15 protein-coding genes are annotated in these 17,753 nt (G+C 62.8%); 9 read left to right on the top strand and 6 right to left on the bottom strand.

The window, feature by feature from the left end; translation table 11 throughout:
- Position 1: 1 nt before the first annotated feature.
- Positions 2–1,597, top strand: a complete 1,596-nt coding sequence (locus BN1133_RS16255) for a methyl-accepting chemotaxis protein (RefSeq protein ID WP_050667519.1) — start codon at positions 2–4, stop codon at positions 1,595–1,597.
- A 67-nt stretch (positions 1,598–1,664) separates the two neighbouring features.
- Here the strand turns inward: BN1133_RS16255 and BN1133_RS16250 are convergent, their stop codons facing one another.
- A complete protein-coding gene (locus tag BN1133_RS16250; RefSeq protein ID WP_050667518.1) occupies positions 1,665–3,191 on the bottom strand; it encodes a fumarate hydratase in 1,527 nt (508 codons plus the stop codon).
- Between the two features lie 204 nt (positions 3,192–3,395).
- Here BN1133_RS16250 and pabB point away from each other — a divergent pair, with 204 nt between their 5' ends.
- The 4 genes from pabB to BN1133_RS16230 all read left to right on the top strand — a co-directional run bounded on the left by pabB (position 3,396) and on the right by BN1133_RS16230 (position 8,361).
- The gene (pabB, locus tag BN1133_RS16245; RefSeq protein ID WP_082178039.1) at positions 3,396–4,763 is read left to right on the top strand and encodes an aminodeoxychorismate synthase component I; all 1,368 of its coding nucleotides are present in this window, start codon (positions 3,396–3,398) and stop codon (positions 4,761–4,763) included.
- Positions 4,760–5,356, top strand: a complete 597-nt coding sequence (locus BN1133_RS16240) for a CoA pyrophosphatase (protein WP_050667517.1) — start codon at positions 4,760–4,762, stop codon at positions 5,354–5,356. The genes pabB and BN1133_RS16240 overlap by 4 nt, the downstream gene beginning before the upstream one ends.
- Before the next feature lie 187 nt (positions 5,357–5,543).
- Positions 5,544–6,842 (top strand): serine/threonine transporter, encoded by a 1,299-nt coding sequence (locus BN1133_RS16235; protein WP_050667516.1) that lies wholly within the window; start codon positions 5,544–5,546, stop codon positions 6,840–6,842.
- Between the two features lie 136 nt (positions 6,843–6,978).
- Positions 6,979–8,361 carry an L-serine ammonia-lyase gene (locus tag BN1133_RS16230; RefSeq protein ID WP_050667515.1) on the top strand — a complete coding sequence of 461 codons (1,383 nt, stop codon included), beginning with the start codon at positions 6,979–6,981 and terminating at the stop codon, positions 8,359–8,361.
- Positions 8,362–8,447: 86 nt separating this feature from the next.
- Here BN1133_RS16230 and BN1133_RS16225 read toward each other — a convergent pair whose 3' ends face one another.
- Both BN1133_RS16225 and BN1133_RS16220 read right to left on the bottom strand, forming a co-directional pair.
- On the bottom strand, positions 8,448–8,696 hold the full coding sequence (locus BN1133_RS16225) for a DinI-like family protein (protein WP_050667514.1): 249 nt from the start codon (positions 8,694–8,696) through the stop codon (positions 8,448–8,450).
- Between the two features lie 68 nt (positions 8,697–8,764).
- Complete coding sequence (locus BN1133_RS16220; RefSeq protein ID WP_050667513.1) at positions 8,765–8,998, bottom strand: hypothetical protein; 234 nt, start codon at positions 8,996–8,998, stop codon at positions 8,765–8,767.
- A gap of 178 nt (positions 8,999–9,176) precedes the next feature.
- Between BN1133_RS16220 and BN1133_RS16215 the strand changes: the two genes are divergently transcribed.
- From BN1133_RS16215 to BN1133_RS16200, 4 genes are all read left to right on the top strand, one after another.
- Positions 9,177–9,551 (top strand): helix-turn-helix domain-containing protein, encoded by a 375-nt coding sequence (locus BN1133_RS16215; protein ID WP_050667512.1) that lies wholly within the window; start codon positions 9,177–9,179, stop codon positions 9,549–9,551.
- A 155-nt stretch (positions 9,552–9,706) separates the two neighbouring features.
- Complete coding sequence (gene selD / locus BN1133_RS16210; protein ID WP_050667511.1) at positions 9,707–10,747, top strand: selenide, water dikinase SelD; 1,041 nt, start codon at positions 9,707–9,709, stop codon at positions 10,745–10,747.
- The gene (gene mnmH, locus BN1133_RS16205) at positions 10,737–11,846 is read left to right on the top strand and encodes a tRNA 2-selenouridine(34) synthase MnmH (protein WP_050667510.1); all 1,110 of its coding nucleotides are present in this window, start codon (positions 10,737–10,739) and stop codon (positions 11,844–11,846) included. Before selD ends, mnmH begins: the two co-directional genes overlap by 11 nt.
- A gap of 11 nt (positions 11,847–11,857) precedes the next feature.
- Positions 11,858–12,502 carry an MBL fold metallo-hydrolase gene (locus BN1133_RS16200; protein ID WP_050667509.1) on the top strand — a complete coding sequence of 215 codons (645 nt, stop codon included), beginning with the start codon at positions 11,858–11,860 and terminating at the stop codon, positions 12,500–12,502.
- A 108-nt stretch (positions 12,503–12,610) separates the two neighbouring features.
- On the opposite strand, the gene rplY is transcribed toward BN1133_RS16200, so the two are convergent.
- The 3 genes from rplY to hrpA all read right to left on the bottom strand — a co-directional run bounded on the left by rplY (position 12,611) and on the right by hrpA (position 17,661).
- The gene (gene rplY, locus BN1133_RS16195) at positions 12,611–12,898 is read right to left on the bottom strand and encodes a 50S ribosomal protein L25 (RefSeq protein ID WP_050667508.1); all 288 of its coding nucleotides are present in this window, start codon (positions 12,896–12,898) and stop codon (positions 12,611–12,613) included.
- Between the two features lie 107 nt (positions 12,899–13,005).
- Complete coding sequence (locus BN1133_RS16190) at positions 13,006–13,734, bottom strand: type IV pilus assembly protein FimV (protein ID WP_050667507.1); 729 nt, start codon at positions 13,732–13,734, stop codon at positions 13,006–13,008.
- Positions 13,735–13,776: 42 nt separating this feature from the next.
- Entirely contained in the window at positions 13,777–17,661 is a 3,885-nt protein-coding gene (gene hrpA, locus BN1133_RS16185; protein WP_050667506.1) for an ATP-dependent RNA helicase HrpA, read from the bottom strand.
- Positions 17,662–17,753: the final 92 nt, after the last annotated feature.

Genomic DNA, 17,753 nt, shown 5'->3' with positions numbered 1-17,753 from the left:
CATGCGTAATCTCTCGCTAAACCAGAAGATCTTTCTCCCCCTCTCTCTGGTCATAGGCTCAACCTTTTTTCTCTCCTACGAACTCTCGGCCTGGCTGCAGCGCGATCTCTCCCTCAAGCTGGTCACCGAGAAGATCGACAGCGCTGCCAACACCTATATGGATCAGCTCAATGTGCTGATGATGACAGGCACCATCGGCAACCGACAGATGGTCCAGACCAAGCTCAAAAGCGAGCCGGGTGTGGTCGAGGCCCGTCTGGTGCGCGCCCCCGCGGTCAGCGCCATCTTCGGCCCCGGTTTTGCCGATCAGAAGGTGGTGGACGAGTGGGACAAGAGGGCCATCGAACAAGGGGAAGAGATCCTGGCGGTCGAGGGTGAGCGACTCACCCTGATCAAACCCTTCAAGGCCTACAAGGAGTACCGCGGCACCCAGTGCACGACCTGCCACCAGGTGCCTGAGGGAACCGTGATGGGGGCGGTACGCATCACCTATGATCTCGGCCACACCTTTGCCGAGATCAGGCACAACAACTGGCTTCTCGTCGGTGCCATGACCCTGGTATTTGGCCTCGGCTTTGCGGTGCTCGCCTGGGTACTACAACGCTATATCAAACGTCCCATCAAGGCGCTGCAGGGTACCGTTACCCATATCGCCGCCAGCCGGGATCTCTCCCTGCCTCTGCCCCGGGCCGGCAAGGATGAGCTCGGTGCCATGACCCGGGCGGTGGACGAGATGGTGCAAGGGTTCAAGAGCAGCCTGCAAGAGGTGGAAACGGCGAGCCGCCAGATCCTGAGCGAATCAGAGAAGATCCGCGGCGTCGCCGCCAGCACAGAGCAGCACGCCAACAGCCAAAACGATCAGACCGATCAGGTGGCCACCGCAGTGACCGAGCTCGATGCCAGCTCCAGCGAGGTGCGCCAGCACAGCGAACGCAGTGCCGAGCTCTCGGCCCTCACCGACAGGGACGCCGCTCAGGCGAGCCGCCTCGCCCAAGCCTCTATCGGCAGCATGGGTGAGATGTCGGCCGAGATCAGCCGGGTCGATCGGGTGATCCAGGCTCTGGACGAGCGCTGCCTGGCGGTGGACGGGGTGCTGGAGGTGATCAAGGGGATCGCCGATCAGACCAACCTGCTGGCTCTCAATGCGGCCATTGAAGCCGCAAGAGCCGGTGAGCAGGGTCGCGGCTTTGCGGTGGTGGCCGACGAGGTGCGGGCGCTGTCGAGTCGCAGCCGCGCCGCCAGCGAGGACATTGCCCAGATGATCAAGGCGCTGCAGGAGGAGGCTCAGAGCGCCGTCGGCGTCATTGGCGATGCCGAACACAAGGCCGAAGAGAGCATCATCCGGACCCGGGAGACCCTGGATGCCATGCAGACCATCATAGAGCGCATCGCCACCATCAACACCCTTAATGGCCAGATGGTGCAGGCAGCGTCGGAGCAGAGCCGGGTCTGCCACGACGTAAGCCTCTCGGTCAACGGCATCCGCGACGTGGCCCATGAGACACTCTCCCAGGCCCGCGCCGCCAACATGGCCTGCGCCGAGCTGGTGACCCTCTCCAACCGCCTCGAGTCCCTGCTCAACACCTACCGCTGGTGATCTCGCCGCGATAAAAAGGCGCATCCTTTCGGATGCGCCTTTTTGCTTCTGATCCCGCCCCGGGCTATCAGGAGGAGAGCTTGCCGTCGAGCTCGGCAATCTTGGCCGACCAGAAGGCCGGGCCAGTCTCGTGGATGTTGTTGCCTTGCGAGTCGACCGCCACGGTCACCGGCATATCTTCCACCTCAAACTCGTAGATGGCCTCCATGCCCAGATCGGCAAAGGCGACCACGCGGGCCTTCTTGATGGCCTTGGCCACCAGATAGGCGGCGCCCCCCACGGCCATCAGGTAGACGGCCTGGTGCTCCTTGATGCACTGCACGGTTTTCGGACCGCGCTCGGACTTGCCGATCATGCCGATGAGGCCGGTCTGGCCCAACATCATGTCGCTAAACTTGTCCATCCGGGTGGAGGTCGTGGGGCCGGCGGGGCCGACCACTTCGTCACGCACCGCATCGACCGGCCCCACGTAGTAGATGAAGCGGTTGGTGAAGTCGACCCCTTCCGGCAGCCCTTCACCGCGCGCCAACATGTCGGCGATACGCTTGTGGGCGGCGTCACGACCGGTGAGGATCTTGCCCGACAGCAGCACGGTGTCACCGCTCTTCCAGCTGGCGAGCTCGGCCTTGGTGATGCCATCGACGTTGACCCGGCGCACGTTGCCCCCCGCCTCGCGGGTGATCTCGGGCCAGTCTTCGAGCTTGGGCGGGGTCAGCTCGGCCGGGCCGCTACCGTCGAGTTCAAAATGGACATGACGGGTAGCCGCACAGTTGGGGATCATCACCACCGGCTTGGAGGCGGCGTGAGTCGGCGCGGATTTGACCTTCACATCCAGCACGGTCGTAAGGCCACCGAGGCCCTGGGCACCGATGCCGAGCTTGTTGACCTTGTCATAGAGCTCGACGCGCAGCTTCTCTTCAGTGGTGACGGGGCCGCGGGCGATCAGCTCCTGAATGTCGATATGCTCCATCAGGGCCTCTTTGGCCAGCACGGCCGCCTTCTCGGCGGTGCCGCCGATGCCGATACCCAGCATGCCGGGCGGGCACCAGCCGGCCCCCATGGTCGGCACTGTCTTGAGCACCCACTCGACGATGTCGTCGGAGGGGTTGAGCATCACCATCTTGGACTTGTTCTCGGAGCCACCGCCCTTGGCGGCGATGCTCACCTCGACCTTGTCACCCTGTACCATCTCGATGTGGACCACGGCCGGCGCATTGTCTTTGGTGTTCTTGCGGCTGCCGGCGGGATCGGCCAGCACAGAGGCGCGCAGGGGGTTATCCGGGTTGGTGTAGGCGCGGCGGGTGCCTTCGTCCACCATCTCCTGCACCGTCATGTCGCTATCCCACTGCACCTGCATGCCGATCTTCACGAAGCAGGTGACGATGCCGGTGTCCTGGCAAAGGGGGCGGTGGCCTTCGGCAGACATGCGAGAGTTGATCAGGATCTGGGCCAGGGCATCCTTGGCGGCCAGATTCAGCTCTCTGTCATAGGCCGCCTTGGCAGCCTGAACGAAATCGAGGGGATGGTAATAGGAGATGTATTGCAGGGCATCTGCGATGGAATCGATAAAATCCTGTTTTTTTATGATGCTCATAATTGCCTCACTGGCCTTGCCTAACGTGCTGAATATCCTGGCAAGGGTGCCATGACGATGCCGCGATCGGACTGAACTGCTAGCTGACCGCTTCCCGCGGCGACTTTGCTCCATTTTGCCGGGCTATGATACGCTCCCGAGCACCGAAACGACTAGGGATCAGGTCGCAAAACTGCCGTTTGCCGGTTTAACGCCTTAAAAAACATGACGACGCATCGATACATAGCCCCCTTCCCTGCCGCCAACCTGCGCACCTTCTTCAGCCGCCTCGCCGGTGAGCCTTGGGCCATGCTGCTCGACTCGGCCGGAGAGCCCGGCGAGGACAACCGCTTTGACATCCTGGTGGCCGATCCGCTGGCCACTCTGGAGACCCGGGGAGCCTCCACTCATATCCGCCAGGGTGGAGAGACCCATCACAGCACCGATGATCCCCTCGCCCTGCTGGCCCAGTGGCAGGCGCAACTGCTCGGCCCCCAACAGGTAGAGACGATACCTCTGCCGTTTACCGGCGGAGCCCTGGGGCTGTTTGGCTACGACCTGGGGCGCCGCTTCGAGCGTCTGCCAAACCAGGCCAAGGCCGATCTGCGCCTGCCCGATATGGCGGTGGGGATCTACGACTGGGCCCTCATCCGTGACCATGAGATTGGCATCACCCAACTCGTGGTACAAGGCGACAAGGCGCAATGGCAGGCCCGCCACGACTGGCTGCTGGGCCACCACGAACCGCCCCCCGCCCCCTTCGCCCTGACCTCGCCCTGGGCCAGCAACATGAGCCGCCAGGAGTACGGTGAAAAATTTGACGCCATCCAGGCCTATCTGAGCGCCGGGGACTGCTATCAGATCAACCTGACCCAGCGCTTCTGTGCCGGCTATCGGGGGGATGAGTGGCAAGCCTATCTGCGCCTGTGTCAGGGGAACCGGGCTCCCTTCTCTGCCTTTATCAGGCTGCCCGGCGCCGCCATCTTGAGCCTGTCGCCGGAGCGCTTCTTGCGCCTTGCAGGGCGAACAGTCGAGACCAAGCCCATCAAGGGAACCCGGGCACGCCATCCGGATCCCGAGCGCGACGCCGCTGCCGCCATCGAGCTCTCCCAGGCCCCCAAGGACAGGGCCGAGAACCTGATGATCGTGGACTTGCTGCGCAACGACATCGGCCGGGTCTGCACGCCGGGCACGGTGAACGTCCCCCATCTGTTTGCCATCGAGAGCTTTCCGGCGGTCCATCACCTGGTCTCCACGGTGCGCGGTGAGCTGGCCGCAGGCTACACGGCGGTGGATCTGCTGCGTGCCTGCTTCCCGGGCGGCTCCATCACCGGCGCCCCCAAGATCCGCGCCATGGGGATCATCGAGGAGCTCGAGCCGGTGCGCCGCTACGCTTACTGCGGCAGCATCGGCTATATCAGCCAGCATGGCCAGATGGATACCAGCATCACGATCCGCACCCTGATCGCCGAAGCCGGTCACCTCTATTGCTGGGCCGGCGGCGGCATAGTGGCCGACTCCCAGGTCCATAGCGAATATCAGGAGACCTTCGACAAACTCTCGCGCATCCTTCCCCTGCTGGAGTCACCATGACCCGCGACGAGCTGCTCGTCCGCTATCTGCTCACCCGGCCTGCGGCGCCTGGCGCCGCCCACCGGGCCGATCTGGATCAGGCCGCCGTCCTGCTGCCCCTGGTGCTGCGCGAGAGCGGATGGCAGCTGCTGCTTACCCGCCGCGCCCGCCACCTGCGCCACCACGCGGGCCAGGTGAGTTTTCCCGGCGGGCGGCGCGATCCGGAAGATGCGAGCCTCATCGCCACGGCCCTTCGCGAAACCCGGGAAGAGCTCGGCATCCCCCCCTCACACCTGACGGTGCTCGGCCACCTGCCCCCGATGCCAACGGTGTCGCGCTTCTGGGTACAACCCGTGGTCGCCCTGCTGAGCCCCGACTATGTGGCCACCCCCAATCCTCACGAGGTGGAGCGCGCCTTCGAGGTGCCCCTCGCCTTTCTGTTGACCCCCGCCCACCATCAGGGATGGGCGGTCGAGCGGCGCGGTGAGCGTCACACCATCTGGTTTATCCCCTGGCAAGAGGAACTCATCTGGGGAGCCACGGCCGCCATCATCCGACAACTGGCCAGTCAGCTGGCCCCACAACATTTCCGAAACACAAAAGAGCCCCAATAGGGACCCATTAACATTCAATTTACGTTTAAACCTTTTCAAAAAAGTTTAAAAATTATCGATAAGATCACGATTCTATACATTTGTTGATATGAACCCCGTGAAAAGTGGAATTTGATCAACATTTTTCACTACAAACCCTGTATTCTTGCGCCGCATCATAAGAACCACACACATATGGGGTGTTTACATGTCTGACAACGTCACAAGCGCGCAAGGAATTGCTAGCCGTCAGGAGCAAGGAATCAGCTCCGCCACGTCCTGCGGTTGGACGAAACAAGACACAACCTGGGTGATCAGCCTGTTCGGTACCGCCGTCGGCGCCGGTATTCTGTTCCTGCCCATCAATGCCGGTATGGGCGGCTTTTGGCCCTTGGTGGTCATGGCCCTGCTGGTCGGTCCCATGACCTATTTTGCCCACCGCGGTCTGGCTCGCTTCGTGCTCTCCTCCAAGCAGAAGAATGCGGACATCACCCAGGTCGTGGAAGAGCATTTCGGCATGGGCGCCGGCAAGCTCATTACCCTCCTCTACTTCTTCGCCATCTATCCGATCGTGCTCATCTACGGTGTCGGTATCACCAACACGGTCGAGAGCTTCATGGTCAACCAGCTGCAGATGACGGCGCCACCGCGCTGGATCCTCTCCATCGTGCTGATCATGGGCATGATGTCGGTGATGCTGGCCGGTGAGAAGCTGATGCTGAAGGTCACCGAGCTGTTGGTCTACCCGCTCATCGCCATCCTGGCCGGCCTCTCCCTCTACCTCATTCCGGACTGGAGCGGCGCTGCCCTGTCCCAGGTACCGAGTGCCAAGGATTTCGCCACCACCCTGTGGCTGACCATTCCGGTGCTGGTGTTTGCCTTTAACCACAGCCCGGCCATCTCCAGCTTTGCCCTGGCCCAGCGCCGCGACAACGGCGACAACGCCGTGGCCAAGTCCGATGCGATCCTCAAGCGCACCAGCATGGTCCTGCTCGGCTTCGTCATGTTCTTCGTCTTCTCCTGCGTGATGAGCCTGACCCCTGCCCAGCTGGCCGAAGCCAAGGCCCAGAACATCGCCGTGCTCTCCTACCTGGCCAACCAGCACGCCAGCCCGATCATCTCCTACTTTGGTCCGCTGGTCGCCTTTGTGGCCATCGTCTCCTCCTTCTTCGGCCACTATCTGGGTGCCCGTGAAGGCCTCAAGGGGATCATCGTTCAGCAGATGCGCAGCAGTGGCAAACAGCCGAACATGAAGAAGATCGAGGTGTTCATCATCGCCTTCTTCATCCTGACCCTGTGGGGGACTGCGGTGGCCAACCCCTCCATCCTCGGCATGATCGAGTCCCTGGGCGGCCCCATCATCGCGACCATCCTGTTCATCATGCCCATGTACGCCATCAAGAAGGTACCGGCCATGGCCAAGTATCAGGGCGCCATCAGCAACGTCTTCGTGACCGTGATGGGTCTGACTGCCATCTCCGCCATCCTGTTCCAACTGGTTGGCTAAGAGCCAAGATCGCCGATCCAAGGGGCTGCTTTTGCAGCCCCTTTTCATTTCTGGGCCCTGGCTCACGCCACCACCTTTCCATGAGGCTCAAAAAAGTGACAATATTTAGACAAAATTCATAATGGAGCCTCGGCCCATGATCAGCGTGTTTGACCTCTTCTCTATCGGGATCGGCCCCTCCTCTTCCCACACCGTCGGCCCCATGCGTGCCGCCCATGCCTTCATCCAATTCCTGGCGCAACAACAGAGCCTGTCACGCACCACACGGGTCGAGACCGAGTGTTATGGCTCCCTCGGCCAGACTGGCAAGGGGCACGGCACCGGTAAGGCGATCATCCTGGGACTGGCGGGTTTTGAACCCGACACAGTCGATATCGATCTCATCCCGTCCTTTCTCGGCGCCGTCGAGCAGAGCGAAACCCTGGCGCTGGGCGGGCAACAGCCCAGCCACTTCCCGCGCCTCGGGGCCATTATCTTTAATCGCCGCAAGAGTCTACCCCTGCATGCCAACGGCATGACGTTCAGAGCCTTTGACGGCGATACGCTGCTGTGCGAACAGACCTACTACTCCATCGGGGGCGGTTTTATCATCGAAGAGAGCCAGTTTGCCTCGGCACGGGAAGAGGCCAATGAAGAGGCACGCCAGCACCCCATCCCCTACCCCTTCGACAGCGGTGCAGAGCTGCTCGCCCACTGCAGGGAGAGCGGCCTCTCCATCGCCGCCGTGATGCTGGCCAACGAGAAGGTGTTTCGCCGCGAGGAAGAGATCAAGGCGCGGCTGCGCCGGATCTGGGAGACCATGCGTGCCTGCGTCACCCGTGGCTGCAAGAGTGAAGGGATCCTCCCCGGTGGACTCAAGGTCAAGCGCCGGGCGCCGGCCCTGTTTCGTCAGCTCACCAGCGAGGCAGGGTTTAACAAGGATCCCCTGATGGTGATGGAGTGGGTGGATCTCTTCGCCCTGGCCGTCAACGAGGAGAACGCCGCGGGGGGGCGAGTGGTGACCGCACCGACCAACGGCGCCTCCGGCATTATCCCGGCGGTACTGCACTACTACGATCGCTTCGTGCACCCGGTCGATGACGATCACCTGGTGCGATTCTTCCTCACCGCCGCCGCCATCGGCATCCTCTACAAGAAGAACGCCTCCCTGTCGGGGGCCGAGGTGGGATGTCAGGGAGAGGTAGGCGTCGCCTGCTCCATGGCTGCCGGCGCCCTGGCCGAGCTGCTGGGGGGAAGTCCGGACAACGTGGAAAACGCCGCCGAAATCGGCATGGAGCACAATCTGGGGCTCACCTGCGATCCGGTGGGCGGCCAGGTGCAGGTGCCCTGTATCGAGCGTAACGCCATGGGGGCGGTCAAGGCGATCAACGCCGCCAAGTTGGCCTTGCGCGGTACCGGGGAGCACAAGGTATCGCTGGACAAGGTGATCAAGACCATGCGTGAGACCGGGCTCGACATGAAGACCAAGTACAAGGAGACGGCGCGCGGGGGGCTGGCGGTCAATATCACCGAGTGTTGAGCTATCCCATGGTGCGCGGGCATCGTTGTCCCCATCAAAAAAGAAGCCAGCCCCGGTGGCTGGCTTCTTCCATGACACGGGTACGGCTAGGAGGAGGCCACCTCCGGCATCCAGCTGTCGGCCTCTTCCCACACCGACTGCACCAGCGCCTCAAGCTCCTCGCGCTCCTCCTTGCTGACCCGGGTGATGTTCATGGCCATGGCGCTGCCATGGGCCACCCGGATCAGGATATCGGGATAGATCTCCTGCAGTCGCGCTTGCAGCGCCTGATAGAGGGCATCCATCACTACCTGGGTGATCTGATGCTTACGGTCGATAATGATCTCTACTTTCATCCTTGTGCGCCTCATCACGCCTCACGAAACACCTGTATTTTTATACAGTGCATTTGTTTTGTAAAGGATCATCGCGAGGGGGGCAAGGGGAAAGCGGGACGGAAATAACAGCTCGGCTCACTCCCCTCGGGCCAGTGCGGAGCCTGACCAGGCTCCACCAGCACCCAACAGGTGCGCTCGGGCAGGGAGAGTTCGGCGATAAGACCCGCGACCCGTGGCGCCACCCCCTCGCCCTCCTCGAGGGTAAGGGGAAAGGGTCCACAGCAGATCTTGCCAAGGTAGAGATAGAGTTCCCACTGCATGGATAATGACACCTCCTGCCAGCTTATTGACTCATGTATCAAAGGAGGGTCCCAAGGTAGGTGGCCGGAGCGGGCAAAGATATAGCCCTTTGCCTATGCTGTTTCAAAGATGAAATACCTGTCAGATCTGACAAGGCCATCACCATGAGCACGGGCAACCGCTGAAGGGAGTTGCCCCATGAGAAAGATCCGCAAAGCCTATCTGAGCCCGGCCGACCTCGACTATGTGAGGGCGGCCAAGCTGTACCTGAGTCAGCTACTGCTCGAGCGGGGCTGGAATGCCAAACACCTCGCGGCCCTCTCCCATATTCCCGCCTCCACCATCAGCCGCTGGCTCTCCCCCGAGCGGGAGGAATTTATGACTCTGGCCGACGCAGCCGTGCTCAGCCGACTGCTGCGACTCCCCCTCGCCGAGCTCTTCCCTCCCGAGCCTTGGCCCCATGAGGGAGGCAGACTGGATCCGGCCCTGCGCCAGCTGCACACCCTCCCCCCCGAGCACCTCTACTGGCTGCTTGGCCTCTACCATCAGGCGCGAAAACTGTTCCAACCTTGATCTGCACCAAGCCAGGGTGTGGAATTTCAAGCCACCGATTCGAGGCGCCGCCAATATGTGGCATAATGTCGCGTCCTGTGGCCCGAAGGGCATTTGCCACTTCCTCTGCGCCACACCGAATTTGCGGCCCCTGGCCGCCCTTTTGCGAGGTCAACATGTCTTCCGTTCGCCTGACCCAATACAGCCACGGTGCCGGCTGTGGTTGCAAGATTTCTCCCAAGGTGCTCGACACCATCCTCAAGAGCAACATCCCCGGCTTCACCGACCCGACCCTGATCGTCGGCAACAGCAGCAAGGATGACGCCGCCGTCGTCGATATCGGCAACGGTCAGGGCATCGTCTCGACCACCGACTTCTTCATGCCCATCGTCGATGACCCCTTCACCTTCGGCCGTATCGCGGCGACCAACGCCATTAGCGATATCTATGCCATGGGGGGAAGGCCCATCGTCGCCATCGCCATCCTGGGCTGGCCGGTCAATCTGCTCGCCCCCGAGATAGCCCAGCAGGTGGTCGACGGTGGCCGCCAGGCCTGCCATGACGCCGGTATCTCCCTGGCCGGGGGGCACAGCATCGACGCCCCCGAGCCCATCTTCGGGCTCGCGGTCACCGGTATCGTCCCCCTCGAGCGCCTCAAACAGAACGACACGGGCCGTAGCGGCGATCGCCTCTACCTGACCAAACCGCTGGGTATTGGCATCCTCACCACCGCCCAGAAGAAGGGCAAGCTCAAGGCCGAGCACGAGCAACTCGCCCCCGATGCCATGTGCACCCTCAACACCCTGGGCGAGCGCTTCGCCGCCCTGCCCGGCGTGCATGCCATGACTGACGTCACCGGCTTTGGTCTGGCCGGCCACCTGCTCGAGATGTGCGAGGGCTCTCAGCTCACCGCCGAGCTCGACTTCGATGCCCTCCCCCTGTTGCCCGAGGTGGACCACTACCTGGCCGAAGGATGTGTGCCGGGCGGTACCCTGCGCAATCACGACTCGTATGGGCACAAGCTGCCCGCCATGGATGAGCGGACTCGCAACATCCTCTGCGATCCCCAGACCAGTGGTGGCCTGCTGGTAGCCGTGAGCGGCGAGAGCGAGGCCGAAGTGATTGCCATCGCCGCCGAGGCGGGCGTGCACCTTCGCCCCATCGGGCGCCTGAAGGAGCGACAGCAACAGTGGGTCGAGGTCAACCGTGGCGTATAACCAACTTGTGACCGATCTGGCCCCCTTGTTTCTCGAGGATGTGCCCCTTGTCGACCTGCGCGCCCCCATCGAGTTCGAGGAGGGGGCCTTTCCCCACGCCATCAACCTGCCGTTGATGAGCAACGAGGAGCGGGCCCTGGTCGGCACCTGTTTCAAACAGCATGGCCAGGCCGCCGCCATCGAGCTTGGCCACTCCCTGGTGTGTGGCGAGGTAAAAGCCGAGCGGATGGCCGCCTGGCAAGCCCATCTGGCCGCCCACCCGAACGCCGTGCTCTACTGCTTTCGCGGGGGGCTGCGCTCCCAGACGGTACAGCAGTGGCTGGCCGAAGCGGGCCTGGAGCGCCCCCGGGTTGCGGGGGGCTACAAGGCCCTGCGCCAGTTGCTGATCCAGACGGTGGAGCAGAGCGCCCGTGACGATGCCTGGACCGTGCTCACCGGCATGACCGGCTCGGGCAAGACCCACCTGCTCAACCGGGTGGCCCGCGCTATCGATCTCGAAGGACACGCCCACCACCGCGGCTCCTCCTTCGGGCGGCTGCCCGAGGGGCAACCCACTCCCATCAACTTCGATAACGCCCTGGCCATCGAGATCCTCAAGCGTCGTCACCGGGGTGAGCATCACTTTGCGGTGGAAGATGAGAGCCATCTTATCGGCCGCTGCGCCATCCCCCTCCCCCTGTTCGAGCGCATGGGGCGCGCCCCTGTGGTGGTGGTCGAGGTCACCCGGGATGAACGGGCAGAGCAGATCCGCCAGGACTATGTGGTCGATCTGGCAAAGCGCTACCGGACTCGTCACGGTGCCGAAGCGGGCTGGGTACTCTTTTGCGAGGCACTGCTGGAGAGCCTGGCGCGCCTCAAGAAGCGCCTTGGGGATCTGGGCTGGCGCGAACTCGACGCCCTGATGCGCAGTGCCCTCGAGGAGCAGGCGCGCAGCGGTCACAGCGAAGGGCATCTGGCCTGGATAACCCTGTTGCTGGAGCGCTATTACGATCCCATGTACCTCTATCAGCTGGAGAAGAAGCAGGATCGCATCGTCTTTCGCGGCGATCGGGCCGCCTGCCTCGACTACCTCAACCAACTGGCCGATCCGGCCCTCTGACAGGAAATCCCATGCTAAAGTTCGAGGTGATCCCGGTCACCCCCTTTGCCCAGAACTGCTCCCTCGTCTGGTGTGACGAGACCCATGATGCGGCCCTGATCGATCCGGGTGGCGAGCCGGAGAAGCTGAAAGAGGCCCTGAGCCGTCATGGTCTGACCCTGCGCCACATCATTCTCACCCACGGCCATCTCGATCATGTGGGCGCCGCCGATATCCTGCGCAGCGACCTCGGCGCCCCCATCGTCGGCCCCCATAAAGAGGACGCCTTCTGGCTCGAGATGCTGCCCAAGCAGTCCCAGATGTTTGGCTTTCCCCACACCCCGGCCTTCGTCCCCGACCGCTGGCTCGATGCGGGGGAAGTGATCACCCTGGGGCAGCAGCGCCTCGAGGTCTTTCACTGCCCCGGCCACACCCCGGGTCATCTGGTGCTGCTCTCACGGGAGCTGCAGGTCGCCTGGGTGGGTGACGTCCTCTTCGCCGGCAGCATAGGGCGCACCGACTTCCCGCGCGGGGATCATGCCACCCTGATCCGCTCCATCAACGAAACCCTGCTGCCCCTTGGCGACGAGATTGTCTTCATCCCGGGCCACGGGCCCAGCTCCACCTTCGGGCGCGAGCGGGTCAGCAACCCCTACCTAACCCAACCCATCTGGTAACAGAGAGCCGCCCCAGGGCGGCTCTGCTCTGTCTGGCCATCTCGTTGCCTGACGCGCAAATGCAAAAAGGCCACCCTGAGGTGGCCTTTTTCTGAAGGTCGTCGGCGATTAGGCGCGAACGAAGTCCAGGTGAACCAGCTTCGGCTTAACCGGGTGACGCTGGATGTCCTTGACCTTAACCTTTACTTCTTCGCCGTTGATAACCAGGGTCAGCACTTCGCTGTAGAACTCCGGCTTCTCTTGGTCGATGATCAGCTTTTTGTGGTCCAGGGTAACGGAAACGGCTTCTTTGGCAGCACCGTAAACGATGGCCGGAACCAGGTCAGCATGACGCAGGCGGCGGCTCGCACCTTTCCCCATGTCAGTACGGACTTCAGCTTGGTATACGAAAGACATAGCAATATCTCTTATCTGGATGAATGAATGGTGATGACTGCGACCGGTCAACACCTCGCAAAACGAGCGCGAATACTAGCACGGCCCCTCTTGGCAGGCAAGCCGCATCATCGCTGCAAGGCGATCACCGCCGCCTGACGCTGGGCCGCCGTCATCGCCTGATAGCGCTGCAGGTGATCGGGCCCGGGGCAGCGCAGCTCGCTTCCCGAACGCACCTGACCCCGAGGGCCCAGACGGGCACGGTTTTCGGCGTGCAGGGCCAACACCAGGGTGTAGGTATCACTGCCCCGCTCCCGGGCCAGGTTATCGGCAATGCGCCAGAGGGTCTCCCCCGCCCCTACCCGGTGGCATACCCCCTGTGGCAGGGGGGAAGGGTCAATCGCCGGGGCCTGCTCGACCTCCCGGAGGGTGTGCGCCGTTTTGGGATGCCAGGGCTCCTGCCAACCGGCCCACTCCCGGATCAGAGGCACTCGCTGGGCAGGTAGCATCTCGATCTGCGAGGCAGGGGCGGGAGTCACTCCAGGCCGCACGCTGACCCCATAGGCCATCTCGTCGATGCGGCGCAGACGCATCTGATAGACGCGAGATAGCTGGGGGGCACCTTCAAACAGGGTAAAGGGAGGCTTGAGGCGGGCGGGGAAGAGCAGTTGCCAGCGGCCGTGACGCTGCTCTGTCTCCAGCACGGGAAACTGATTGCCGTGCCAGGCCGCGAAGATCTGTGGCAAGGGACGCGAGGTGGGATACCAGGCGGGATCGAGTGACACCCAGGTCTGCTCTGCCAGCGGCATATAGCCGCTGACATTCACCGAGACCAGTGCAAGCCAGCCAAGCAGCATTCCCTTGCCTCCATTTATCGCTTTGTTATCAGTTGCTTGAGCTTAGCATGCCTCGATGGCGTTCAATACCCGCTTGTCCGAAACCGGATAGGGGGTGCCGAGATTCTGGGCGAAGAAGGAGACGCGCAGCTCCTCGATCATCCAGCGGATCTCGGCCACCTCGGGGGCCATGGGCTGCCCCTTGGGCACCTTGGCCTGCAGGGCCTGATAGGCCTGCTCGACACTCTGCACCTTGAGCATGTAGACCCGATCCCGGTTGGCATCGACCGCCAACTTCTCGAGCCGGCGCTCGATGGCGCGCAGGTAACGAAGCAAATCGGGCAGGCGCTTCCAACCGGTCTCGCTGACGAACCCCTTGTGGATCATCCGCTCCAGCTGGGCCTGCACATCCGACATGGCAAAGGCGGTGTCGAGCTGCATCTTGCCCTTGAGCCGTTTTCTGATGTCGTGGGCCAGGGTCAGCACCGCCTCCACCTGGCTGGCGACCTCCACCACCACATCGTTCAGCTCGGCGCGCACAAACTCCTTGAGCGTCTCGAACTTCTCGCCGTCCCAGGCCACGCCACCATGCTGTTCAATCAGCTTGTCACAGCCGCAGGCGATGCAGTCATCGATAAGATCGCTCACCTTGCCAAAGGGGTTGAAGTAGAGCCCCAGCTTGGACTTGTTGGGGAGCTTCTCCTGCAGGTACTTGATAGGCGACGGCACGTTCAGGAGGATGAGGCGACGCTGGCCGGCCCACATCAGCTGCTGCTGCACCACCGGGCTCTCGACCAGGGTAATGGCCACCGAGTCCTTCTCATCCACCAGCGCCGGATAGGCTTTCACCTCGAAGCCGCTGCGTTTTTGGCTGTACTCCCTGGGCAACTCACCAAAACTCCACAGGGTCAGACCCGACTGCTCGATGTCGTCATCCGCCACCCTGGAGAGGGTCTCTTGCACCTTGCCACGCAGGGACTCCTTGAGGGCGAGCAGATCCTTGCTCTCGGCCACCTTGCGCTGGCGCTCGTCCACCACCCGGAAGGTGAGCTTCAGGTGATCGGGCACCCCGCTCCAGTCCCAGGCCTCGCGATCCACGCTGACACCGGTCATGCGCTTGAGGTGGCGCTCCATGGCATCGAGCAGCGGCCCCTGCTCGGGGCTGATGGAGGCCATCAGCGCCTCCGCATAGTTGGGGGCCGGCACAAAGTTCTTGCGCACCGGCTTGGGCAGGGACTTGATGAGGGCCACCAGGAGCTCTTGCCGCAGCCCCGGGATCTGCCACTCGAAGCCCACCGGCTCCACCTGGTTGAGCAGCGGCAGCGGGATGTGCAAGGTGACGCCGTCGGCGGCCTCCCCCGGCTCAAACTGGTAGCTGAGCTTGAGCTTCAGACGCCCCTGATGCCAGCTGTTGGGGTAGTCGAGCTCACTCACGTGGGCGGCATCCCCCTTCATCAGCATCTCGCGCTCGAAGTTAAGCAGTTCAGGATCGCGCTGCTGCGCCCCCTTCCACCACTTGTCGAAGTGGCGTGCCGAGACCACCTCCTCGGGAATGCGCGCCTCGTAGAAACGGAACAGGTCCTCGTCGTCCACCAGGATGTCGCGCCGGCGCGACTTGTGCTCGAGGGCCTCGACCTCGGCCAGGAGCTTGCGGTTCTCGCCAAAGAAGCGGTGGCGGGTCTCGAAATCCCCCTCCACCAGGGCATGGCGGATGAAAAGCTCGCGGCACAGTGCCGGATCGAGACGGCTGTAGTTGATGGGCCGCTCGGCGACCAGGGTGAGGCCAAACAGGGTCACCTTCTCGCTCGCCATGACGGCGCCCTGCTTCTTCGACCAGTGGGGCTCGCTGTGGTGCAACTTGATGAGATGGCCGGCCAGCGGCTCTACCCACTCGGGCTCGATGCGGGCGTTGATGCGGGCATAGAGGCGCGAGGTCTCCACCAGCTCGGCGGCCATCACCCACTTGGGCGGCTTCCTGAACAGACCCGAGGCCGGGAAGAGATGGAAGCGGGCATTGCGCGCCCCGAGAAACTCGCTCTTCTCCAGATCCTTGTTGCCGATGTGACTGAGCAGGCCGGTGAGGATGGCGCAGTGAATGCTCTTGTAATCCCCCTGCTCGCTGTTGTTCTTAAAGCCCAGCTCCTTGACGGTCTGGCGCAGCTGGAAGTGAATATCCTGCCACTCACGCACCCGCAGGTAGGAGAGAAACTCCTTCTGGCACTGGCGACGGAAGGCATTGCTCGAGAGCGCCTCCTGCTGCTCCTGCAGGTAGTTCCACAGGTTGAGGAAGGCGAGAAAATCCGAGTCTTTGTCGTCAAAGCGGCGGTGCTGCTCGTCGGCGGCCTGTTTTTTTTCCATCGGGCGCTCGCGCGGATCCTGGATGCTCAGGGCCGAGGTGATCACCATCATCTCTTTAAGGCAGCCGGTGGCAGCCCCGGTGATCACCATCTTGGCCAGACGGGGATCGAGGGGAATGCGCGCGAGCTGGCGACCGGTCTCGGTGAGGCTGAGTGCCTCACGGCCGTCGCGGCCACGCCGCTCCTCAACCGCCCCCAGCTCTTTGAGCAGGGAGAGACCATCTTTGATGTGGCGCGACTCGGGCGGCTCGACGAAGGGGAAGGCCTCCATGTCCCCAAGGCCCAGGGAGAGCATCTGCAAGATGACCGAGGCCAGGTTGGTGCGCAGGATCTCGGGATCCGTGAAGGCGGGGCGGCCGTTGAAATCCTCCTCCGAGTAGAGGCGGATACAGATCCCGTCCGCCACCCGGCCGCAACGCCCCTTGCGCTGGTTGGCACTGGCCTGGGAGACCGGCTCGATGGGCAGGCGCTGCACCTTGGTTCGCCAGGAGTAACGGCTGATCCGCGCCGTACCGGGATCGATCACGTAGCGAATGCCCGGCACAGTGAGGGAGGTCTCGGCCACGTTGGTGGCGAGCACGATACGCCGCCCCGCATGGGGCTGGAACACCTTGTTCTGCTCGGCATTGGAGAGGCGCGCATAGAGCGGTAACACCTCGGTGTCGCGCAGGTTGAGCTTGCGCAGACCATCGGCGGTATCGCGAATTTCCCGCTCTCCGTTCATGAAGACGAGGATATCGCCGAGCCCCTCATGGCTGAGCTCCTCGACCGCATCGAAGATCCCCTGCAGCTCGTCCCTGTCATCCGCCCCGTCGGTCAACGGGCGATAGCGCACCTCTACCGGGTAGGTGCGGCCCGATACCTCTATGATGGGCGCCTTGCCGAAGTGGCGGGAGAAGCGCTCCGGATCGATGGTGGCCGAGGTGATGATCACCTTGAGATCGGGCCGGCGCGGCAGCAACTCCTTGAGATAACCCAGGATGAAGTCGATGTTGAGGCTGCGCTCGTGGGCCTCGTCGATGATGATGGTGTCGTACTGGGTGAGCAGCCGGTCATGCTGAATTTCGGCCAGCAGGATACCGTCTGTCATCAGCTTGATGTGGGTCTGCTCGCTCACCTGATCGGTAAAGCGCACCTTGTAACCCACGTATTGGCCGAGTTCGGAGTGCATCTCCTCGGCAATGCGCGCCGCCACGGTGCGGGCCGCGAGACGCCGCGGCTGGGTGTGGCCGATGTAGCCCTTCACCCCGCGCCCCAGAGAGAGGCAGATCTTGGGGATCTGGGTGGTCTTGCCCGAGCCGGTTTCGCCGGCGATGATCACCACCTGATGATCGCGAATAGCGGTGGCAATTTCATCCGCCTTCTGGCTGACGGGGAGATTCTCGGGATAATTGACCCTGGGAACACCCGCCAGACGAGTCTGGTAGCGCTGCTCGGCCTGACGCAGATCGGCGTCGATGGTGGCGAGCACCGCCTCCTGTTTGGCCGCCGGCACCTTGGCGACACCGTACAGACGCTTGGCCAACTGGCGGGCGTCGAGGTTCATGCAGTGGGCGAGTCGTGCCCGCAGGGCAGGAAGAGTAAGAGACAAGAGAGAGATTCCTGATAGCCATCGATGGGGTCACCCTCACAGGGGAATGACCGATTAACGCAATGGCACGATCCTAAAGATCCCCTCGGACT

The sequence above is a fragment of the Aeromonas schubertii genome (assembly GCF_000820105.1).
GTDB classification, from domain to species: domain Bacteria; phylum Pseudomonadota; class Gammaproteobacteria; order Enterobacterales; family Aeromonadaceae; genus Aeromonas; species Aeromonas schubertii.
This window is presented reverse-complemented; position numbering and strand designations above follow the sequence as displayed.